The organism is Clostridium sp. AF02-29 (assembly GCF_934835585.1).
Lineage (GTDB): Bacteria > Bacillota > Clostridia > Lachnospirales > Lachnospiraceae > Otoolea > Otoolea fessa.
In genome coordinates this window covers 19,676-36,101 of record NZ_CAKVZK010000008.1, presented here as the reverse complement: position 1 = coordinate 36,101, position 16,426 = coordinate 19,676, and the positions used below count along the sequence as shown (strand labels likewise).

The 16,426-nt window shown below is 49.4% G+C and carries 13 protein-coding genes; 2 read left to right on the top strand and 11 right to left on the bottom strand.

Features of this window, described 5'->3' with window-relative positions; translation table 11 throughout:
* Positions 1-71: 71 nt before the first annotated feature.
* The 4 genes from PUQ60_RS03575 to trxB all read right to left on the bottom strand — a co-directional run bounded on the left by PUQ60_RS03575 (position 72) and on the right by trxB (position 5,444).
* Positions 72-1,739: a formate--tetrahydrofolate ligase gene (locus PUQ60_RS03575; RefSeq protein WP_118652079.1), complete on the bottom strand. Its 1,668-nt coding sequence runs from the start codon at positions 1,737-1,739 to the stop codon at positions 72-74.
* Positions 1,740-1,867: 128 nt separating this feature from the next.
* Entirely contained in the window at positions 1,868-2,512 is a 645-nt protein-coding gene (locus tag PUQ60_RS03570) for a cyclodeaminase/cyclohydrolase family protein (RefSeq protein ID WP_273379194.1), read from the bottom strand.
* A gap of 255 nt (positions 2,513-2,767) precedes the next feature.
* Positions 2,768-4,315 (bottom strand): SH3 domain-containing C40 family peptidase, encoded by a 1,548-nt coding sequence (locus tag PUQ60_RS03565; protein WP_337955591.1) that lies wholly within the window; start codon positions 4,313-4,315, stop codon positions 2,768-2,770.
* Between the two features lie 211 nt (positions 4,316-4,526).
* Positions 4,527-5,444, bottom strand: a complete 918-nt coding sequence (gene trxB, locus PUQ60_RS03560; protein ID WP_273379235.1) for a thioredoxin-disulfide reductase — start codon at positions 5,442-5,444, stop codon at positions 4,527-4,529.
* 237 nt (positions 5,445-5,681) lie between these two features.
* Here trxB and PUQ60_RS03555 point away from each other — a divergent pair, with 237 nt between their 5' ends.
* A complete protein-coding gene (locus PUQ60_RS03555; RefSeq protein ID WP_118629342.1) occupies positions 5,682-6,413 on the top strand; it encodes an SDR family oxidoreductase in 732 nt (243 codons plus the stop codon).
* On the opposite strand, the gene PUQ60_RS03550 is transcribed toward PUQ60_RS03555, so the two are convergent.
* From PUQ60_RS03550 to PUQ60_RS03520, 7 genes are all read right to left on the bottom strand, one after another.
* Positions 6,410-7,783, bottom strand: a complete 1,374-nt coding sequence (locus tag PUQ60_RS03550) for an MBOAT family protein (RefSeq protein ID WP_337955608.1) — start codon at positions 7,781-7,783, stop codon at positions 6,410-6,412. The genes PUQ60_RS03555 and PUQ60_RS03550 overlap by 4 nt on opposite strands.
* 506 nt (positions 7,784-8,289) lie before the next feature.
* Positions 8,290-9,345, bottom strand: coding sequence for an electron transfer flavoprotein subunit alpha/FixB family protein (locus PUQ60_RS03545; protein ID WP_022360637.1), 1,056 nt, complete (start codon positions 9,343-9,345; stop codon positions 8,290-8,292).
* A 29-nt stretch (positions 9,346-9,374) separates the two neighbouring features.
* The gene (locus PUQ60_RS03540) at positions 9,375-10,166 is read right to left on the bottom strand and encodes an electron transfer flavoprotein subunit beta/FixA family protein (protein ID WP_022360638.1); all 792 of its coding nucleotides are present in this window, start codon (positions 10,164-10,166) and stop codon (positions 9,375-9,377) included.
* Between the two features lie 71 nt (positions 10,167-10,237).
* Positions 10,238-11,389, bottom strand: a complete 1,152-nt coding sequence (locus PUQ60_RS03535) for an acyl-CoA dehydrogenase (protein WP_107001362.1) — start codon at positions 11,387-11,389, stop codon at positions 10,238-10,240.
* Positions 11,390-11,519: 130 nt separating this feature from the next.
* On the bottom strand, positions 11,520-12,356 hold the full coding sequence (locus PUQ60_RS03530; RefSeq protein WP_273379186.1) for a 3-hydroxyacyl-CoA dehydrogenase NAD-binding domain-containing protein: 837 nt from the start codon (positions 12,354-12,356) through the stop codon (positions 11,520-11,522).
* A gap of 40 nt (positions 12,357-12,396) precedes the next feature.
* On the bottom strand, positions 12,397-13,173 hold the full coding sequence (locus PUQ60_RS03525) for an enoyl-CoA hydratase-related protein (RefSeq protein ID WP_022358585.1): 777 nt from the start codon (positions 13,171-13,173) through the stop codon (positions 12,397-12,399).
* A gap of 101 nt (positions 13,174-13,274) precedes the next feature.
* Positions 13,275-14,456, bottom strand: coding sequence for an acetyl-CoA C-acetyltransferase (locus PUQ60_RS03520; protein ID WP_022358586.1), 1,182 nt, complete (start codon positions 14,454-14,456; stop codon positions 13,275-13,277).
* 505 nt (positions 14,457-14,961) lie between these two features.
* On the opposite strand from PUQ60_RS03520, the gene PUQ60_RS03515 reads away from it, so the two are divergent.
* Positions 14,962-16,305: a butyryl-CoA:acetate CoA-transferase gene (locus PUQ60_RS03515; RefSeq protein WP_273379183.1), complete on the top strand. Its 1,344-nt coding sequence runs from the start codon at positions 14,962-14,964 to the stop codon at positions 16,303-16,305.
* Positions 16,306-16,426: the final 121 nt, after the last annotated feature.

The following is a 16,426-nucleotide window of genomic DNA, read 5'->3' as shown; positions in this document are numbered from 1 at the left end:
AAGGGGAGCTGCCATGTGGCAGTTCCCCTTTTTGCGTTGTGTTAAGTTCCATTCATATCCTATTTCTTTTCTTAGAACAGACCCGTGATCCGTCCATTCTCATCGACATCGATCTTCTCTGCCGCCGGCACCTTCGGAAGTCCTGGCATCGTCATGATGTCGCCGGTCAGCGCTACGATGAAGCCTGCACCCGCGGATACTTTCAGGTTGCGGACAGTTACCGTAAAGTTCTTCGGTGCGCCAAGCAGCTTCGCATTGTCCGAAAAGCTATACTGCGTCTTCGCCATACAGATCGGATAGTTACCAAATCCAAGCTCAGTCAGTCGTTTTGCCTGCTTCTTTGCTGCATCCGTGAGTACAACGCCATCGCCGTGGTAGATCTTCTTCACGATCGCATCCAGTTTCTCCTCGATCGTTGTATCGGTCTCGTAGCAGTAGTGGAACTCGCTCTCAGTCTCGCACAGGCGGATGACTTCTTTTGCCAGCTCCTCGCCGCCTTCTCCGCCTTTCGCCCATACCTCGGACAGAGCTACATTGACACCGACCTCATGGCACTTGTCCTCGATCAGCTTTAATTCTGCCTCGGTATCCATTGGGAAGCGGTTGATCGCTACGACACACGGAAGTCCATATACCTTGGTAATATTTTCTACATGCTGCATCAGGTTCGGAAGTCCCTTCTCCAGTGCTTCCAGATTCTCTGCGTTTAAGTCAGCCTTCGCCACGCCGCCGTGATGCTTCAGGGCACGTACCGTCGCTACTACAACGACCGCCGACGGTTTCAGCTCTGCCATCCGGCACTTGATATCCAGGAATTTCTCCGCACCCAGGTCAGCGCCGAAGCCAGCCTCTGTGATCGTGTAATCACCCAGCTTTAATGCCATCTTTGTCGCAATGACGGAGTTACATCCATGCGCGATGTTCGCGAACGGACCGCCGTGGATAAATGCCGGTGTATGCTCTAAGGTCTGTACCAGGTTTGGTTTCAGGGCATCCTTTAAAAGAGCCGTCATCGCGCCCGCTGCTTTCAGATCACCGGCAGTGACCGGTTCCTCGTCATAGGTATAACCTACAATAATCTTGGAAAGGCGTTCTTTCAGATCCGTAATATTGCGTGCCAGGCACAGAACTGCCATGATCTCGCTGGCAACCGTGATGTCATATCCGTCCTCACGGGTCACGCCATCCACGCGGCGTCCCAGACCATCTACGATGTTGCGAAGCTGACGGTCATTCATATCGACAACACGCTTCCAGGTAATGCGCTTCGGATCGATGCGGAGTGCATTGCCCTGATAGATATGATTGTCCAGCATCGCTGCCAGCAGGTTGTTTGCTGCGCCGATCGCGTGGAAATCACCGGTAAAATGGAGGTTGATATCCTCCATTGGAATGACCTGTGCATATCCGCCGCCAGCTGCACCACCTTTGACACCAAAGACCGGTCCCAACGACGGCTCACGAAGCGCTACGGTTACCTTTTTGCCAAGACGTTTCAATCCGTCTGCCAGACCGACCGTGGTCGTGGTCTTTCCTTCTCCGGCTGGAGTCGGGTTGATCGCGGTCACCAGAATCAGTTTTCCATCCTTGCCCTCGGTCTCTTTCAGAAGATTGTAGTCAACCTTTGCCTTATAATTTCCATACTGCTCCAGATACTTCTCGTCTACGCCTGCCGCCTGTGCAATCTCACCGATTTTCAGTGGATTCGCTGCCTGTGCAATCTCAATATCTGTCATCATTACTCCTGTACCTCCCTGTTTTTGCGGTTTTGCCTGTTCCGGAAGTTTTCACACAGTGAATGTTATCTGCTTTATCTTCTGTAAAGAAGATCCCCCCCCCTGTGAATTTCCCGGAAAGGCTGTGAATGTTATCTATTATATACTGTGTCTGACAATTTGGAAAGACACAAAATTGATTTTTCACAAAAAATTGCATCCGATTCCAGTTTTTCTACTCTTTTCTCAAGTTCGGATACATAACTTTCGTCCTTGATCGATGCCAGATTGATCTTCACATTAAAGAGCGCACCCACAACCGCTGTCCGGGCTAACATCGCCGCAATCAGACCGTCGGAAACGGCACCTTTATTGCCCCTCTTTACGACCGCTTCCGCCATCGGAAAAATCTTTGCCGCTGACTCCGCAATCGCAAGCGGCGCTTCGGTCGCCTCTTTTAACCCCTGCTGCAGGGCGGCAGTGCGGATTTTTTTCTCCTCCTCCGTCTCCTTCGGAAGCTTCAGCGCTCTCATATATCCATTGAACGATTCGCTGTCCTTTTTGATCCCTGCCAGCAGCTCCTCATGCAGCGCAGCGCCCTCAGCTGCCAGCGCCTGCATTTCCGCCTGCACCCCGGCATATTTTTCCTTTCCGATCGTCAGATTTGCCACCATTTCCATCAATGCCGCACCCAGCGCCCCCACCATCGCCGACACGCTTCCGCCGCCCGGTACAGACGCCTTCGAAGCAGTTTCTTCTACAAACTGGTTTACAGAAAGTTCTCTTAATTCTGCCATGATTTTTCTCCTTTTTTATGAAAAAGAATGTGCCTTGGCACATTCTTGCGCCGAGCGCGGTCGCTTGCGACATGTTTCTGCTTCGCGCGAGTGCACACATTTTCCTATGAAAATGAAAAAATACCGCAAAATTGCTTGTCTCACCGATCAGAAATCTTCTGCCCCGCTGGCAACGTAATTTTGCGGTATTCCCACCGCGCCCTACGGATATGAAATCGCTCCGTAAGAACCGATATACTCCTTTATCTGCGTTTACTAATTTAAGAATGAAACTGCCTTACACGGTGTTCGGTAGTTGGACGGCGAAATCTTGATGCCGCTCTTTGCCGTACTTGCGTGGATAACCTGTCCATTGCCTATGTAAAGTGCTACGTGATTGATATAATTGCCGCTCGCATAAAAAAGCAGATCGCCCGGCTGTACTGCGCTGACCGCAACCTCCTTGCCCTTTGCCGCCTGATCTCTCGAGCTTCGTCCGGTTGAAATACCGAAATGTGCAAATACACTCATTGTAAATCCGGAACAGTCCGCGCCGTTTGTCAGACTGGTTCCGCCGTATACATACGGATTTCCAAGGAACTGCTTTGCATATGCCACAACCGCAGAACGGGTAGCATTTGTTACTTCATTTCCAGAAGAGGACGTACCGCCTGTGCCTGGTCCACCGCCCGGTCCAACGCCGCTTGCAGTGGTCGCTTTCGTCGCTGCCGCGGTAGTCGGCGCTTTCGTCTCAGCTGCCTTTGTCGTCTCCTTGGCTGCCGCTTTCGTCTCAGCTGCCTTGCTTTCGCTCGGATTCGCCTCTATTGTTCCGCTGTAGGAAGTCTCCGATGCTTTGGTCGTCTCTTTGGCAGCTGCCGTGGTTTCCTTCGCCGCTGCCGTGGTTTCCGCTGCCCTCGACTCTTCCTCGGCTTTCTTCTTTACCTGTTCCAGGTTCTCGATCGCCGCATTCGCTTCCTGTTTCAGTTTTTCTTCTTCCGCTTTCTGCTGCTGTTCCTCAGCTACGGAAACTGCCTGCTTAAAGTCTACCTGTGTCGTAATATAATCTTTATACACATATCCGACCAGATCATTATCGACGGAAATCTTGGCAAAATCGCCCTCTTCTCCGATCACCTCATACTCTGCATCGGCAGAAAGAAGATCCAGCGTCTTGCCCTCTAAGCTCGGCGTCTCTCTCAGGCGAAGCGTAGAGGTATTTGTAACCTTCGCGTAGGTTGTGCCGACTTCCCTGGCAATCTTGGACGCCTCCTCGCCGGTCACAAAATACTGTGCTTTAATATAACCGGTCACGGAACCCGACTGGATATGGTACCATTTGCCGCCCTCGCCGTCCACCGTATCCAGAATTGTCGCCGCACAGTTATTGTAAATCTTTCCGACTACCTCGCTGCCTGTGCTCGCCTGTGCGCGAACATTGACATAATTGGTCACACGGGAAATCGCGATATTATCGTAGATCGACTTGGACATCGCGCGGACAACCGCCTCAGTCTCGCCAGTTGTCTCCTTTGGCTGGGCTTTCGTCTCTGCTGCCACCTGTGCCGGTTTGGCTGTCTGCGCGCCGCCTGCCACGCCCGTCTGACCGGCTCCCGCCACTGCCAGAACTTCTTTAGAAACAAATGCCTCCGCCAGCTCTTTTTCCGGGTTCAAGCTGCTCGCATAGTAATTATTGATCGCCACTGACGCACCAGCGACCGGGGCATCCGTCTCCAGATTCATCGCCGCCTGGGCGCTCATCTGTCCCGTCCCTACCATCACAAGGCACGCTCCTGATGCTATCAGAAATTTCAGCGTTTTTCTCATAAGAACCTCCTACTCTTCTGTCCGTTCTGTTCCGTCGTTTTATCTCAAACTGTAACTGTTCAGTACCTTCACAGTCACGCGCAAAAATCCATTAAAAATTGCCTACGGCAATGGGATTTTTGCCTGCTGACCCATGTTTTCGTACGGTCAGCGCAGTAAATGCGCAGACCTACTAAACAGTTACTCTGTTTTCTTCTATGTTAAAAATGAGTTATGCCTGAAGATATCGCTCTGCAGATGCCACGCAGTTTGCACCGTCCGATGCCGCTGTCAGAATCTGGCGCAGCGCCTTGGTCCGGACATCTCCGGCTGCAAATACGCCCGGAACGCTCGTCTGACCGCTCTCATCCGCCCGGATATAGCCCTGCTCATCAAGCTCTAACTGACCCGCATACAGCTCACTCTCCGGTGCGATTCCGACCGCAATAAAGACACCATCCACGTCCAGCCGCTTCTCTTCTCCGGTTTTGGTCTGTCTCAGCCGCAACGCCTCCACCTGAGCGTTCCCTTCAATCGCAACCGTCTCGCTGTTCCAGACAAATTCAATATTTTCAAGCGCCTGTAAGCGCTCCTGCAGCCGTTTTGCCCCGCGAAGCTTGTCTCTGCGATGGACGATATATACTTTTTCACACATCCGTGCAAGAAAAATTGCATCTTCCAGCGCCGCGTCGCCGCCGCCCACAACGGCAACCGTCCTTCCCCGGAAAAATGCCCCGTCGCAGGTCGCGCAGTATGAAACGCCTGCCCCGCGAAGTTCCTCTTCTCCCGGCACCTCCAACGTCCTGTGATGTGCTCCGGATGCCAGAATCACACAGCGTGCCTCATACGTCTCTTCCTCGCAGACTACTTTCTTCACATTTCCTGAAAGCTCGACCTGCACGACCTCATCCTGTACAACTCTTGCTCCCAGCTTGTTTGCATGCTCCCGGAACTGTCTGGAAAGCTCAAAGCCGGTCACACCCGGAAATCCCGGATAATTGTCCACCTCCCAGGTATTCAGCACCTGTCCGCCGCTGATTCCATTCTTCTCTATCACAATCGTGTCCAGACATGCCCGCTGTGCATAAATCGCCGCACTCAAGCCAGCTGGTCCGGAACCAATGATTATTATATCATACATGGTATACAGTCCCTTTCTTCCGAATCTGTTCGGTAATTGATCCGCTCTATCGCTGTGTCAGATCCATTTGGTTTTAGTATAACACATTTTGGCACTTTCATACAATGCTGTAAAACACTCAGAACAGCAAAAAATGGATGAAAATTTCTTACGATTTTATGACAGGCGGAAAAATGAAACTATTTCATGAATTTTAAATACATGCTATAATTCAATCAAATATACGCATATAAGGAGTTTACTGCCATGAATCATAAAACTATCCTCGTAACCGGCGCTTCCCGCGGAATCGGGAAAGCGATTGCATTAACCTACGCCAGGAATGGCTGGGATGTCGTGATTACCTGCCTGAGGCGGGAAGAAGAATTAAAAAAGACCCAGCGCGAAATCGAAGCGCTGGGCGTTTCCTGCCTTGCGTGGATGGGCGATGCGGGCGATTTTGAGAGCTGTTCCCGCCTGTTTGACGCGATCCGGGAGCGCTTCGGTTCCCTGGATGTCCTCGTCAACAATGCAGGGATTTCCTACATCGGTCTGTTCCAGGATATGACGCCGGACGAGTGGAACCACATTCTCAATACCAACCTGACCTCCGTCTTCAACTGCTGCCGCCTCGCCGTTCCGATGATGGTGTCACGCAAATCGGGACGCATTCTCAATATTTCCTCCGTCTGGGGCGTCTGCGGCGCTTCCTGCGAAGTCGCCTATTCTGCCACCAAAGGCGGCATCAACGCCATGACGCGCGCCCTCGCGAAGGAACTTGCGCCGAGCAGCATCCAGGTCAACGCGATCGCCTGCGGCGCTATTGACACCGAAATGAACCAGTTTCTCGATGAAGAAGAACGGAATGCCCTGCTGGAAGAAATTCCAGCCGGACGTATGGGGCGTGCCGAGGAAGTCGGAAAACTGGCATACCAGCTGGGGAGCGAGGACTCCTATTTAACGGGACAGATAATTCAACTGGACGGCGGCTGGATCTAAAACCTGAAATAAATAAACGGATTATACGTGCTGCTGACGAGATACATGGTACACAAAAACAGCAGCACAGCCATAATCACAATATCCACTGTCTTTGTCACCTCTTTCTCATACAAATGCTCCCGCAGCTTCGGGCATATACTCTGCACGATGCCCGAAAGCAGCACGCCCAGCACCGCAAGAAAAATCACCTTCCGATTCACGAACAGCGACGCCGGATAGATGCCATTCTCCCAGGTAAACATCTGATGCAGGATCACCTTCGCATCCGCCAGCGTATCAGCGCGGAAGAACACCCAGCCAACCACTACAACCAACGCCGTATAGATGTGATTCAGTCCCCGGAAGCAGTTCTTCTCCAATAGCTTCCCAAGTCCCATGCGTTCCACCACCAAAAACAGCCCATGGTACAATCCCCAGATGATAAAGGTTGCCCCAGCGCCGTGCCAGAGCCCGGTCGCAAAAAAGACAATCAGCAGATTAATATACGTCCGCACCTGCCCTTTCCGGTTGCCGCCCAGCGGGATATAAAGATATTCCCTAAACCAGGTCGAGAGTGAAATATGCCAGCGTCTCCAGAACTCGCGGATCGAGGTAGAGATATACGGATAATTGAAGTTCTCCATAAAATCAAATCCAAACATTTTTCCCAATCCGATCGCCATATCCGAATATCCCGAAAAATCGAAATAAATCTGAAGTGTGTACAAAACCGCCAACATCCACGCATTGACCGTTCCCAGCTGTGCCAGCGGTTTCTCCATCATCCAGTCCACCGTCGCCGCAAAGGTATTAGCAAACAACATTTTTTTCGCCAGTCCGTAGGAAAAGCGCTTGATTCCATACGCCATCCCCTCCGCCGTACACTGCCGGTTTCCAATCTGTTCGCAGACATCGTGATACTTGACGATCGGTCCCGCGATGAGCTGCGGAAAGAAAGAAATATAGAGCGCCAGATGAAAGATATTTTTCTGCGCCTGAATCGTCCCCCGGTACACATCCACCACGTAGGAAAGCGCCTGAAACGTGTAGAAGGATATTCCGACCGGAAGAGCAATCTCGCGGAAAGAAAGGGTATGTGCGCCGCCCGCAAAGCGGCTTAACAGAGAATTTGCAATCTCGACTGCGAAGTTAAAATATTTGAAATAGCCCAGCAGAAGGAGGTTTAAAAACACGCAGGTTGTAACAGCAAGGCGCATTCTGTGTTTACTCTGCATCCTCCCAATCCACAATCCAAAGAAATAATTCAGCCCGATCGAAACAAGCATCAGAATCACATACTTCGGCTCGCCCCACGCATAAAAAAAGAGGCTGGCAGCCAGAAGGACGCCATTACGGATATGCAGATTTTTCGTTATAAAATAAAGCAAAAATACCGCTGGCAAAAAATACCATAGGAACACAAGGGAACTAAATAACATAAATCATACCATCCTGTATTTGTTACTGTTCACACATACGTGCCCAGTAACCTGTATTTTCTTATATAGCAGATAAATCATATCTATATTCCAGACACTCTATTATACGGGTAATCCCCCTTAATCTGTCAAGTGTTTTTGACCAGAATAAAGAATGTGCCTTGGCACATTCTCGCGCCGAGCGCGGTCGCTTGCGACATATTTCTGCTTCGCGCGAGTGCGCATCCTCGCGGAGCGTTTTTTGTTTCATAGGACGCAATTTCCTATGAAACAAAAAAACCCTGCCTCCCAGGTTCATCACCTCGGAAACAGGGTTCTCTTTACTCGCTGGCACGGGACTGCGGAGTACTGGGTGGAGTAAATCCATCCAGCCGCCGCTGTCTCATATATTTATCAGAGAAAAACATACAAAACTCTACTGCTATATGGTAAGAAGATTTCTCTTCCTGTTTTAATTAGTTGTTCTTAGCTGCTGCTTTTGCTTCTTTGATCTTCTCAGTCAGCATCGGAACGATCTTGTTTAAGTCACCTACTACACCGTAGTCAGCAACATCGAAGATCGGAGCAGACTCATCTTTGTTGATAGCAACGATGATGTCAGACTCTTCCATACCTGCCAGATGCTGAATAGCACCGGAGATACCGATTGCGAAGTATACGTTCGGACGAACAGTCTTACCTGTCTGACCTACCTGAAGATCCTTCGGTTTCCAGCCAGCATCTACAACTGCACGAGAGCAGCTTACGGTACCGCCGATAGCCTCTGCCAGATCATCCAGAATCTTGAAGTTCTCCGGGCTGCCTACGCCACGGCCACCGGATACAAGGATCTTAGCATCCATGATATCAACGGTGTTGGATACAGCCTTAACAACTTCCAGAATATCAACATATTTGTTGTTCTTTGTGAATCCCGGATTGAACTCAGTAACAACAGCTTTTTTGCCAGCTTCCTTCGGAGCCTTCTGCATAACACCCGGACGAACGGTTGCCATCTGCGGACGGAAATCCGGGCAAGCGATGGTAGCGATGGTGTTGCCGCCGAATGCCGGACGAGTCATAAGCAGCTGATTGTGCTTTGTCTCTCTACCCGGAACCGGATTCATCGGGAAATCGCCGATATCAAGTTTTGTACAGTCTGCAGTCAGACCTGTATGGATTCTAGCGCAAACACGCGGACCAAGGTCACGACCGATTGCAGTTGCACCGATCAGGAAGATTTCCGGTTTGAACTCTTTGATAACAGATGCGATTGCATGTGTGTACGGCTCTGTACGGTACTCTTTTAATTCCGGATCGTCTACAACGATAACCTTATCTGCGCCGTACTCTGCTAACTGATCTGCAAGACCCTTAACGTCAGAACCAACTAAAACAGCGGTTACTTCTACTCCTAAATCTTTTGCTAATTCTTTACCTTTGCCAATCAGCTCATAAGCGATATTGCTGATAACATTATCCACCTGCTGTGCAAAGACAAATACGCCCTTATATGCTTCTAAGTTGTTCATCTTATTCACCACTCTTTTCTATAAAATAATTAGATAATGTGTTTCTCTGCCAGTTTGCCAACGATATAATCTGCGGAAGCTGCCGGATCAAGTTCTACTTTCTCGCCAGCACCCTTTCTTACCTTATCGGAAGCTTTTGCGATCTGTGTCGGTGATCCCTTCAGACCAAGGTTGGAATCCTCAACATCTTTCAGATCTTTTCTGCCCCAAACGGTGATCTCTTTTGCATATGCATCAAAGATTCCGCCTGGAGTCATATAACGCGGCTCGTTTAACTCTGCAAGAGCGGTTAAAAGACACGGAAGCTGTGCTTTTACTACATGATATCTATCATCATACTGACGCTCAACTACGATGTATTTCTCAGCTTCGTTTACTTCACGAATCTTCTGAGCGTAGCTGATTACCGGAAGGCCAAGGTGCTCGGAGATCTGCGGACCTACCTGAGCGGTATCGCCATCGATAGCCTGACGGCCAGTAATGATTAAGTCATAATCCAGGTTGCGAAGTGCGCCTGCGATTGTCTGGGAAGTAGCCCAGGTATCTGCACCACCAAGTACACGGTCAGTTACAAGAACACCATTGTCTGCGCCCATAGCCATAGCCTCGCGAAGAACCTCTTCAGCCTTCGGAAGACCCATAGTAACTACGGTAACTTCTGCACCATACTGATCTTTTAAGCGAAGCGCTGCCTCCAGACCTGCTTTATCATCTGGGTTCATGATTGCCAGCATTGCGCTTCTGTCAAGAGTACCATCCGGGTTAAATTTAACTCCGCCTTTGGTATCCGGAACCTGTTTTACACAAACTACAATTTTCACGGTATTTTCACTCCTTATTTTTTTCTTTTTTCTCTAGGACTGAGATTGTTCTGATTTCTCTGCAGACTGAATTATTTTAACAGATCAGCGGAGATAACCATTCTCTGAACCTCAGATGTACCCTCGTAGATCTCAGTGATCTTAGCATCACGCATCATACGCTCTACGTCGTACTCTCTCGTGTAACCGTAACCACCGTGAAGCTGTACAGCCTTGGTTGTAACTTCCATAGCAACCTCTGCTGCATACAGTTTAGCCATAGCTGCTTCTACAGAATAGGTTTTCTGTGTCTTCTTAGCAACGGCTGCTCTGTAAACAAGGAGCTGAGCTGCTTTAACTTTGGTAGCCATATCTGCCAGCTGGAACTGAGTGTTCTGGAACTGACCGATAGCACGACCAAACTGTTTTCTCTCTTTTACATAATCAACAGTTCTCTCAAGAGCGCCCTCTGCAAGACCAAGTGCCTGGGAAGCGATACCGATACGTCCGCCATCCAGGGTATGCATAGCGATGTGGAAACCTTTGCCCTTCTGGCCAAGCAGGTTCTCTTTCGGGATACGGCAATCTGTGAAGATCAGCTCGTATGTAGCAGATCCACGGATACCCATCTTCTTCTCTTTGGTACCGAAGGTGAAGCCCGGAGTTCCTTTCTCTACGATAAATGCAGAGATCTCTTTTTTCTTTCTGCCCTTTACTTCAACAACGCCTGTTACAGCGATGATAACGTAAATGTCAGCCTCTTTACCATTAGTAATGAAAACTTTGGAGCCGTTTAATACCCACTCGTCGCCGTCTAATACAGCCTTGGTCTGCTGACCCTGAGCATCTGTACCAGCACCCGGCTCAGTAAGACCGAAAGCACCAAGCTTCTCGCCCTTAGCAAGCGGAACCAGGTATTTCTGTTTCTGCTCTTCAGTACCGAAGGTCTGGATCGGATCGCAGCACAGAGATGTGTGTGCAGATACGATAACGCCGGTAGTACCACAAACTTTGGAAAGCTCCTCAACGCACATAGCGTATGTTAACGGATCACAGCCCTGTCCACCATACTCCTTCGGAACCGGGATGCCCATGAAGCCAAGCTTCTGCATCTTTTTAACGGTTTCCTCCGGGAAGTGCTCTGTCTCGTCAACTTCCTGTGCCAAAGGTTTTACTTCGTTCTCGGCGAAGTCATGGAATAACTTTCTCGCCATTTCATGCTCTTTACTTAATGTAAAATCCATGTGTCTATTCCTCCATCATTTTCTTATATACGCTTAAGAGGCGGCTTTAAGCGCCGCCCCGTTGCGGTTCTTAAAAATCTGGTACTCTATTATGTTTTTATCTGGTCAAGAAGCCAGACTTATATACATATTAGTTGTACTTGTAGAAGCCTTCGCCAGACTTACGGCCAAGCTTGCCGCCGCGAACCATCTTTCTAAGAAGCGGCTGCGGACGGTACTTCGGGTCACCAGTCTCAGACTGAAGTACTTCCATGATAGCCAGAACAACGTCCAGACCTACCAGGTCGCCCAGTTCAAGCGGTCCCATCGGATGGTTAGCACCCAGCTTCATAGCGGTATCGATACCCTCTACAGAAGCCTCGCCCTCAGCGTAGATACCGATAGCTTCGTTGATCATCGGGATGAGGATACGGTTTACTACGAAACCAGCGCCCTCTTCTACCTGTACCGGGATCTTGCCGATCTCTTCAGAGATCTTCTTAACTTTGTCAACAATCTCTGCCGGAGTGTTTAAGCCTGCGATAACCTCAACCAGCTTCATAACCGGAGCCGGGTTGAAGAAGTGCATACCGATAACCGGGCGGTCAAGACCTGCACCGATCTCAGTAATGGACAGAGAAGATGTGTTGGTAGCGAATACGCAGTCTGCCTTGCAGATAGCGGCCAGCTCTTTGAAGGTCTGTTTTTTGATCTCCATGTTCTCGATTGCTGCCTCAACTACGAGATCGCAGTCACTGCAGATAGTCTTAACGCCGGTATGGATTCTGGCAAGGATCTTGTCTGCATCCTCTTTTGCCATCTTTCCTTTTGCTACTCTCTTCTCAAAGTTCTTGGAAATTTTCAGTTTGCCGTTGGAAGCAAACTCTTCGTTAATATCACACAGGCATACTTCATATCCATCTACCTGGGCAAATGCCTGAGCGATTCCGGAACCCATGGTTCCTGCACCAATAATACCAACTTTCATGACAAATCCTCCTGAAATTATACAACTATAATTTAACTAACTATCTATTGTTAAACTGCTCCACTTTCCGTTTCTCAAGGAATGCTTGCATACCGTTCTTCTGATCTTCTGTCTCGAAGCATCCACCAAATAGTTTTTCCTCGATCACGATAGCCTGATCCATATCAGTCTGAAGTCCGTCGTTCATCGCCTTCTTGCTGTTTCTGACAGCGATCGGAGCCATCTTTGCGATAGCGCCTGCCAGCTTCTTCGCAGCCGGCATCAGCTCTTCCTGTGTATAAACAGCATTTACAAGTCCGACACGGTATGCCTCGTCCGCTTTGATGTTGCGGGACGCAAATACCATCTCTTTTGCCTTGCCCGGTCCGATGAGACGTGCGAGTCTCTGTGTACCGCCGAAGCCTGGTGTGATACCAAGACCTACTTCAGGCTGTCCGAATAATGCATTGTCCGAGCAGATACGGATATCACAGCTCATGGCAAGCTCGTTGCCGCCGCCGAGTGCGAAACCGTTTACTGCCGCGATAACCGGAACCGGGAAAGTTTCGATCTTGCGGAAAATATCGTTGCCGAATTTACCGAAGTGCTCGCCCTGCTCCTTGGTCATCACGCTCATAGCAGCGATGTCAGCACCGGCTACGAAAGATTTCTCTCCTGCGCCGGTCAGGATAATTGCACGAATTTCGGAAAGGTCTACTGCATCAAATGCAGCTTCAATATCCTTCAGCACATCCTCGTTTAACGCGTTCAGTGCCTTCGGACGATTAATAGTTATGACTGCGACGTGTCCGTCTACCTCATAGTCTACAAATCCCACTTCCAGTTCCTCCTAAAAAGCTCTTGAATTGAAATACGTAAAACCAGAAACAGCCGGAGCGCCGGGGATAAGCCCCGACGACTCCGGTTCTGCGTCAGAAATTAGTCTCTCTCAACGATCGTTGCGCAGCCCATGCCGCCACCGATACACAGAGTAGCCAGACCCTTCTTAGCGTCACGTTTCTGCATCTCGTATAACAGAGTTGTCAGGATACGGCAGCCAGATGCTCCTACCGGATGTCCGATAGCGATTGCACCGCCGTTTACGTTCAGGATGTCTTTGTTGAAGCCAAGGTCACGAGCTACAGCGATAGACTGAGCTGCGAATGCCTCGTTTGCCTCGATCAGGTCGAAGTCTTCTACCTTCCAGCCTGTCTTCTTCAGAACTTTCTTGGTAGCTGCAACCGGTCCAATACCCATGATGCTCGGATCTACACCGCCCAGAGCGCCTGCTACCCATGTAGCCATCGGTTTGATACCCAGTTCTTTTGCTTTCTCTTCGCTCATAACAACTACAGCTGCTGCACCATCGTTGATGGAGGAAGCGTTACCAGCTGTTACACGTCCGTCTTTCTTGAATGCCGGACGAAGCTTGCCAAGAATCTCTACAGTGGAACCCGGACGCGGACCCTCATCGGTATCTACGATAACAGTCTCTTTTTTCTTCTTAACTTCGATCGGAACGATCTCGTCTTTGAAACGTCCAGCCTCGATAGCTGCGCAAGCCTTCTGCTGGCTAGCTGCTGCAAACTCATCGAGTTCTTCTCTTGTGATACCCCACTGATCGCAGATGTTCTCAGCGGTGATACCCATGTGGTAATCGTTGAATGCATCCCACAGAGCGTCATTTACCATGGTGTCGATCATGGTCGCATTGTTCATACGGTATCCGTAACGAGCCTTCATCAGAGCATACGGAGCTGCGGACATGTTCTCTGCACCACCAGCTACTACGATGTCAGCATCGCCTGCAAGGATCATATCTGCTGCTGCGTTTACAGCATTCAGACCAGAACCGCAAACCACGTTCAGGGTAACTGCCGGAACTTCTACCGGAAGACCAGCTTTCAGAGACATCTGACGTGCTACGTTCTGACCAAGGCCAGCCTGGATAACACATCCCATGTATACGTGATCAACCTGCTCCGGAGCAACGCCTGCTCTCTTCAGAGCCTCCTTGATAACTACGGCACCCATCTCAGCTGCTGGAACAGTACTGAGCTGACCACCCATAGAACCTACTGCGGTACGGCATGCACTTGCAATTACGACTTTCTTAGACATTGAAAAAATCCTCCTTGAAAATGATCCACCACGTAAATAACACAACTGCAGTAAATAGTAAAATAGTGATAAATATGATAGTGTATTTGTATCTTAACACCCCACGCGGCTCCTGTCAAATAATTATCAATGGATTTATAAAGATTTAAGATTCTCATTTTTCCGCGTACAATCCACTTATTTCTACATCGTTTTGATCGCCTTTAGGCGGAATGCACAATTTTTTTCTTCCGTTTTCTCAATAAAAGTGATCTTCTCTGGCATTATAACCAACATGGTATTTTGTTTGTGAATTAATAGACAAACTCATTTCTCTTCCATTTACATACACTTATATCTGTAATTCATAAATATGAATATGTCGTCATTTTCCCCTATTTTGTCCTCCGCCTCTTTCGTTGACAAGGGGTAGTGGAGATGATACACTGATAAACAACGGGGGATGTCCGAATCACGCATTTGTACGGACTTCTTCATATTATTAAAAAGGACAAGGTGAATAAGTATGGATTACAAGAAACTGTATGCAGAAAAGCTGGTTTCCGCTGAAAAAGCTGCTTCCGTCGTTAAATCTGGCGACTGGGTTGACTATGGCTGGACCACCGGCACTCCGGTAGCAGTCGATGCTGCTATCGCAAAACGTCTTCCGGAACTGGAGAATGTAAACTTCCGCGGCGGTATCCTGATGTGGGTACCGGAGATCTTCAAGATCGAAAACCCGGCAGCTCATATGACCTGGAACTCCTGGCACATGAGCGGTATCGAGAGAAAGGCAATCGCACAGGGATTCAGCTTCTATGCTCCGATCCGTTATTCCGAGCTTCCGAGATACTATCGTGAGTCCGCAACCAAACCGGATGTAGCTGTATTCCAGGTCGCTCCGATGGACGAGCACGGTTATTTCAACTTCGGACCAAATGCTTCCCATATGGCAGCCTGCTGCGAGACTTCCAAGGTTGTCATCGTAGAGGTCAATGAAAATATGCCAGTCTGCCTCGGCGGATTTGAGAACGGCATTCATATCTCCAACGTAGACATGATCGTAGAGGGCAGCAACCCGACCATCGCAGAGATGGGAGGCGGCGCAGCAGCGACTGATGTCGATGAAGCAGTTGCAAAACTGATCGTAGACGAGATCCCGGATGGTGCCTGCTTACAGTTAGGTATCGGCGGTATGCCGAACGCAGTTGGTTCCCTGATTGCGAAATCTGACTTAAAGGATCTGGGTGTTCACACCGAGATGTACGTTGACGCATTCGTTGATATTGCCGCAGCCGGCAAGATCACAGGCGCTCACAAAGCACTGGACAAAGGCCGTCAGGTATACGCATTCGGCGCTGGTACCAAGAAACTGTATGACTACTTAAACAACAACCCGGCCTGCATGAGTGCTCCGGTTGATTACACCAACGACGTCCGCACCATCGCAGCCCTGGACAACTTCATGTCCATCAACAACGCGGTTGACCTCGACCTCTTCGGTCAGGTAAATGCAGAGTCCGCAGGAATCAAGCACATCAGCGGTGCAGGCGGACAGCTTGACTTCGTTCTGGGCGCTTACCTGTCCAAGGGCGGAAAGAGCTTCATCTGCTGCTCCTCCACCTTCAAGAACAAGGCTGGCGAGCTGCAGTCCCGTATTCTCCCGACCTTAAATCAGGGTTCCATCGTAACCGATACACGTGCAAACCTGCACTACCTGGTAACCGAGTACGGTAAAGTAAACTTAAAGGGTCTTGCAACCTGGCAGAAATGCGAGGCTATCATCTCCGTTGCACATCCGCAGTTCCGCGATCAGCTGATTAAGGAAGCTGAGAAGATGCATATCTGGAGACAGAGCAATAAGATCTGATAAGAACTCAAGATCTGATAAAATCGGCAGGATTCGGAGACAAAATCCAATTTTCTAAAAAAAGTGCTTTTCCTCTCAAGAAATTTTCTTCGAGAAGAAAGGCACTTTTTTATTTATACTT

What these genes read in the sequence shown, in the direction of transcription:
- PUQ60_RS03515 (WP_273379183.1), top strand. Translation starts at nt 14,962, where the DNA reads ATGGATTACAAGAAACTGTATGCAGAAAAGCTGGTTTCCGCTGAAAAA.
- PUQ60_RS03575 (WP_118652079.1), bottom strand. Translation starts at nt 1,739, where the DNA reads ATGATGACAGATATTGAGATTGCACAGGCAGCGAATCCACTGAAAATC.
- PUQ60_RS03570 (WP_273379194.1), bottom strand. Translation starts at nt 2,512, where the DNA reads ATGGCAGAATTAAGAGAACTTTCTGTAAACCAGTTTGTAGAAGAAACT.
- PUQ60_RS03555 (WP_118629342.1), top strand. Translation starts at nt 5,682, where the DNA reads ATGAATCATAAAACTATCCTCGTAACCGGCGCTTCCCGCGGAATCGGG.
- PUQ60_RS03535 (WP_107001362.1), bottom strand. Translation starts at nt 11,389, where the DNA reads ATGGATTTTACATTAAGTAAAGAGCATGAAATGGCGAGAAAGTTATTC.
- PUQ60_RS03565 (WP_337955591.1), bottom strand. Translation starts at nt 4,315, where the DNA reads ATGAGAAAAACGCTGAAATTTCTGATAGCATCAGGAGCGTGCCTTGTG.
- PUQ60_RS03530 (WP_273379186.1), bottom strand. Translation starts at nt 12,356, where the DNA reads ATGAAAGTTGGTATTATTGGTGCAGGAACCATGGGTTCCGGAATCGCT.
- PUQ60_RS03545 (WP_022360637.1), bottom strand. Translation starts at nt 9,345, where the DNA reads ATGAACAACTTAGAAGCATATAAGGGCGTATTTGTCTTTGCACAGCAG.
- PUQ60_RS03520 (WP_022358586.1), bottom strand. Translation starts at nt 14,456, where the DNA reads ATGTCTAAGAAAGTCGTAATTGCAAGTGCATGCCGTACCGCAGTAGGT.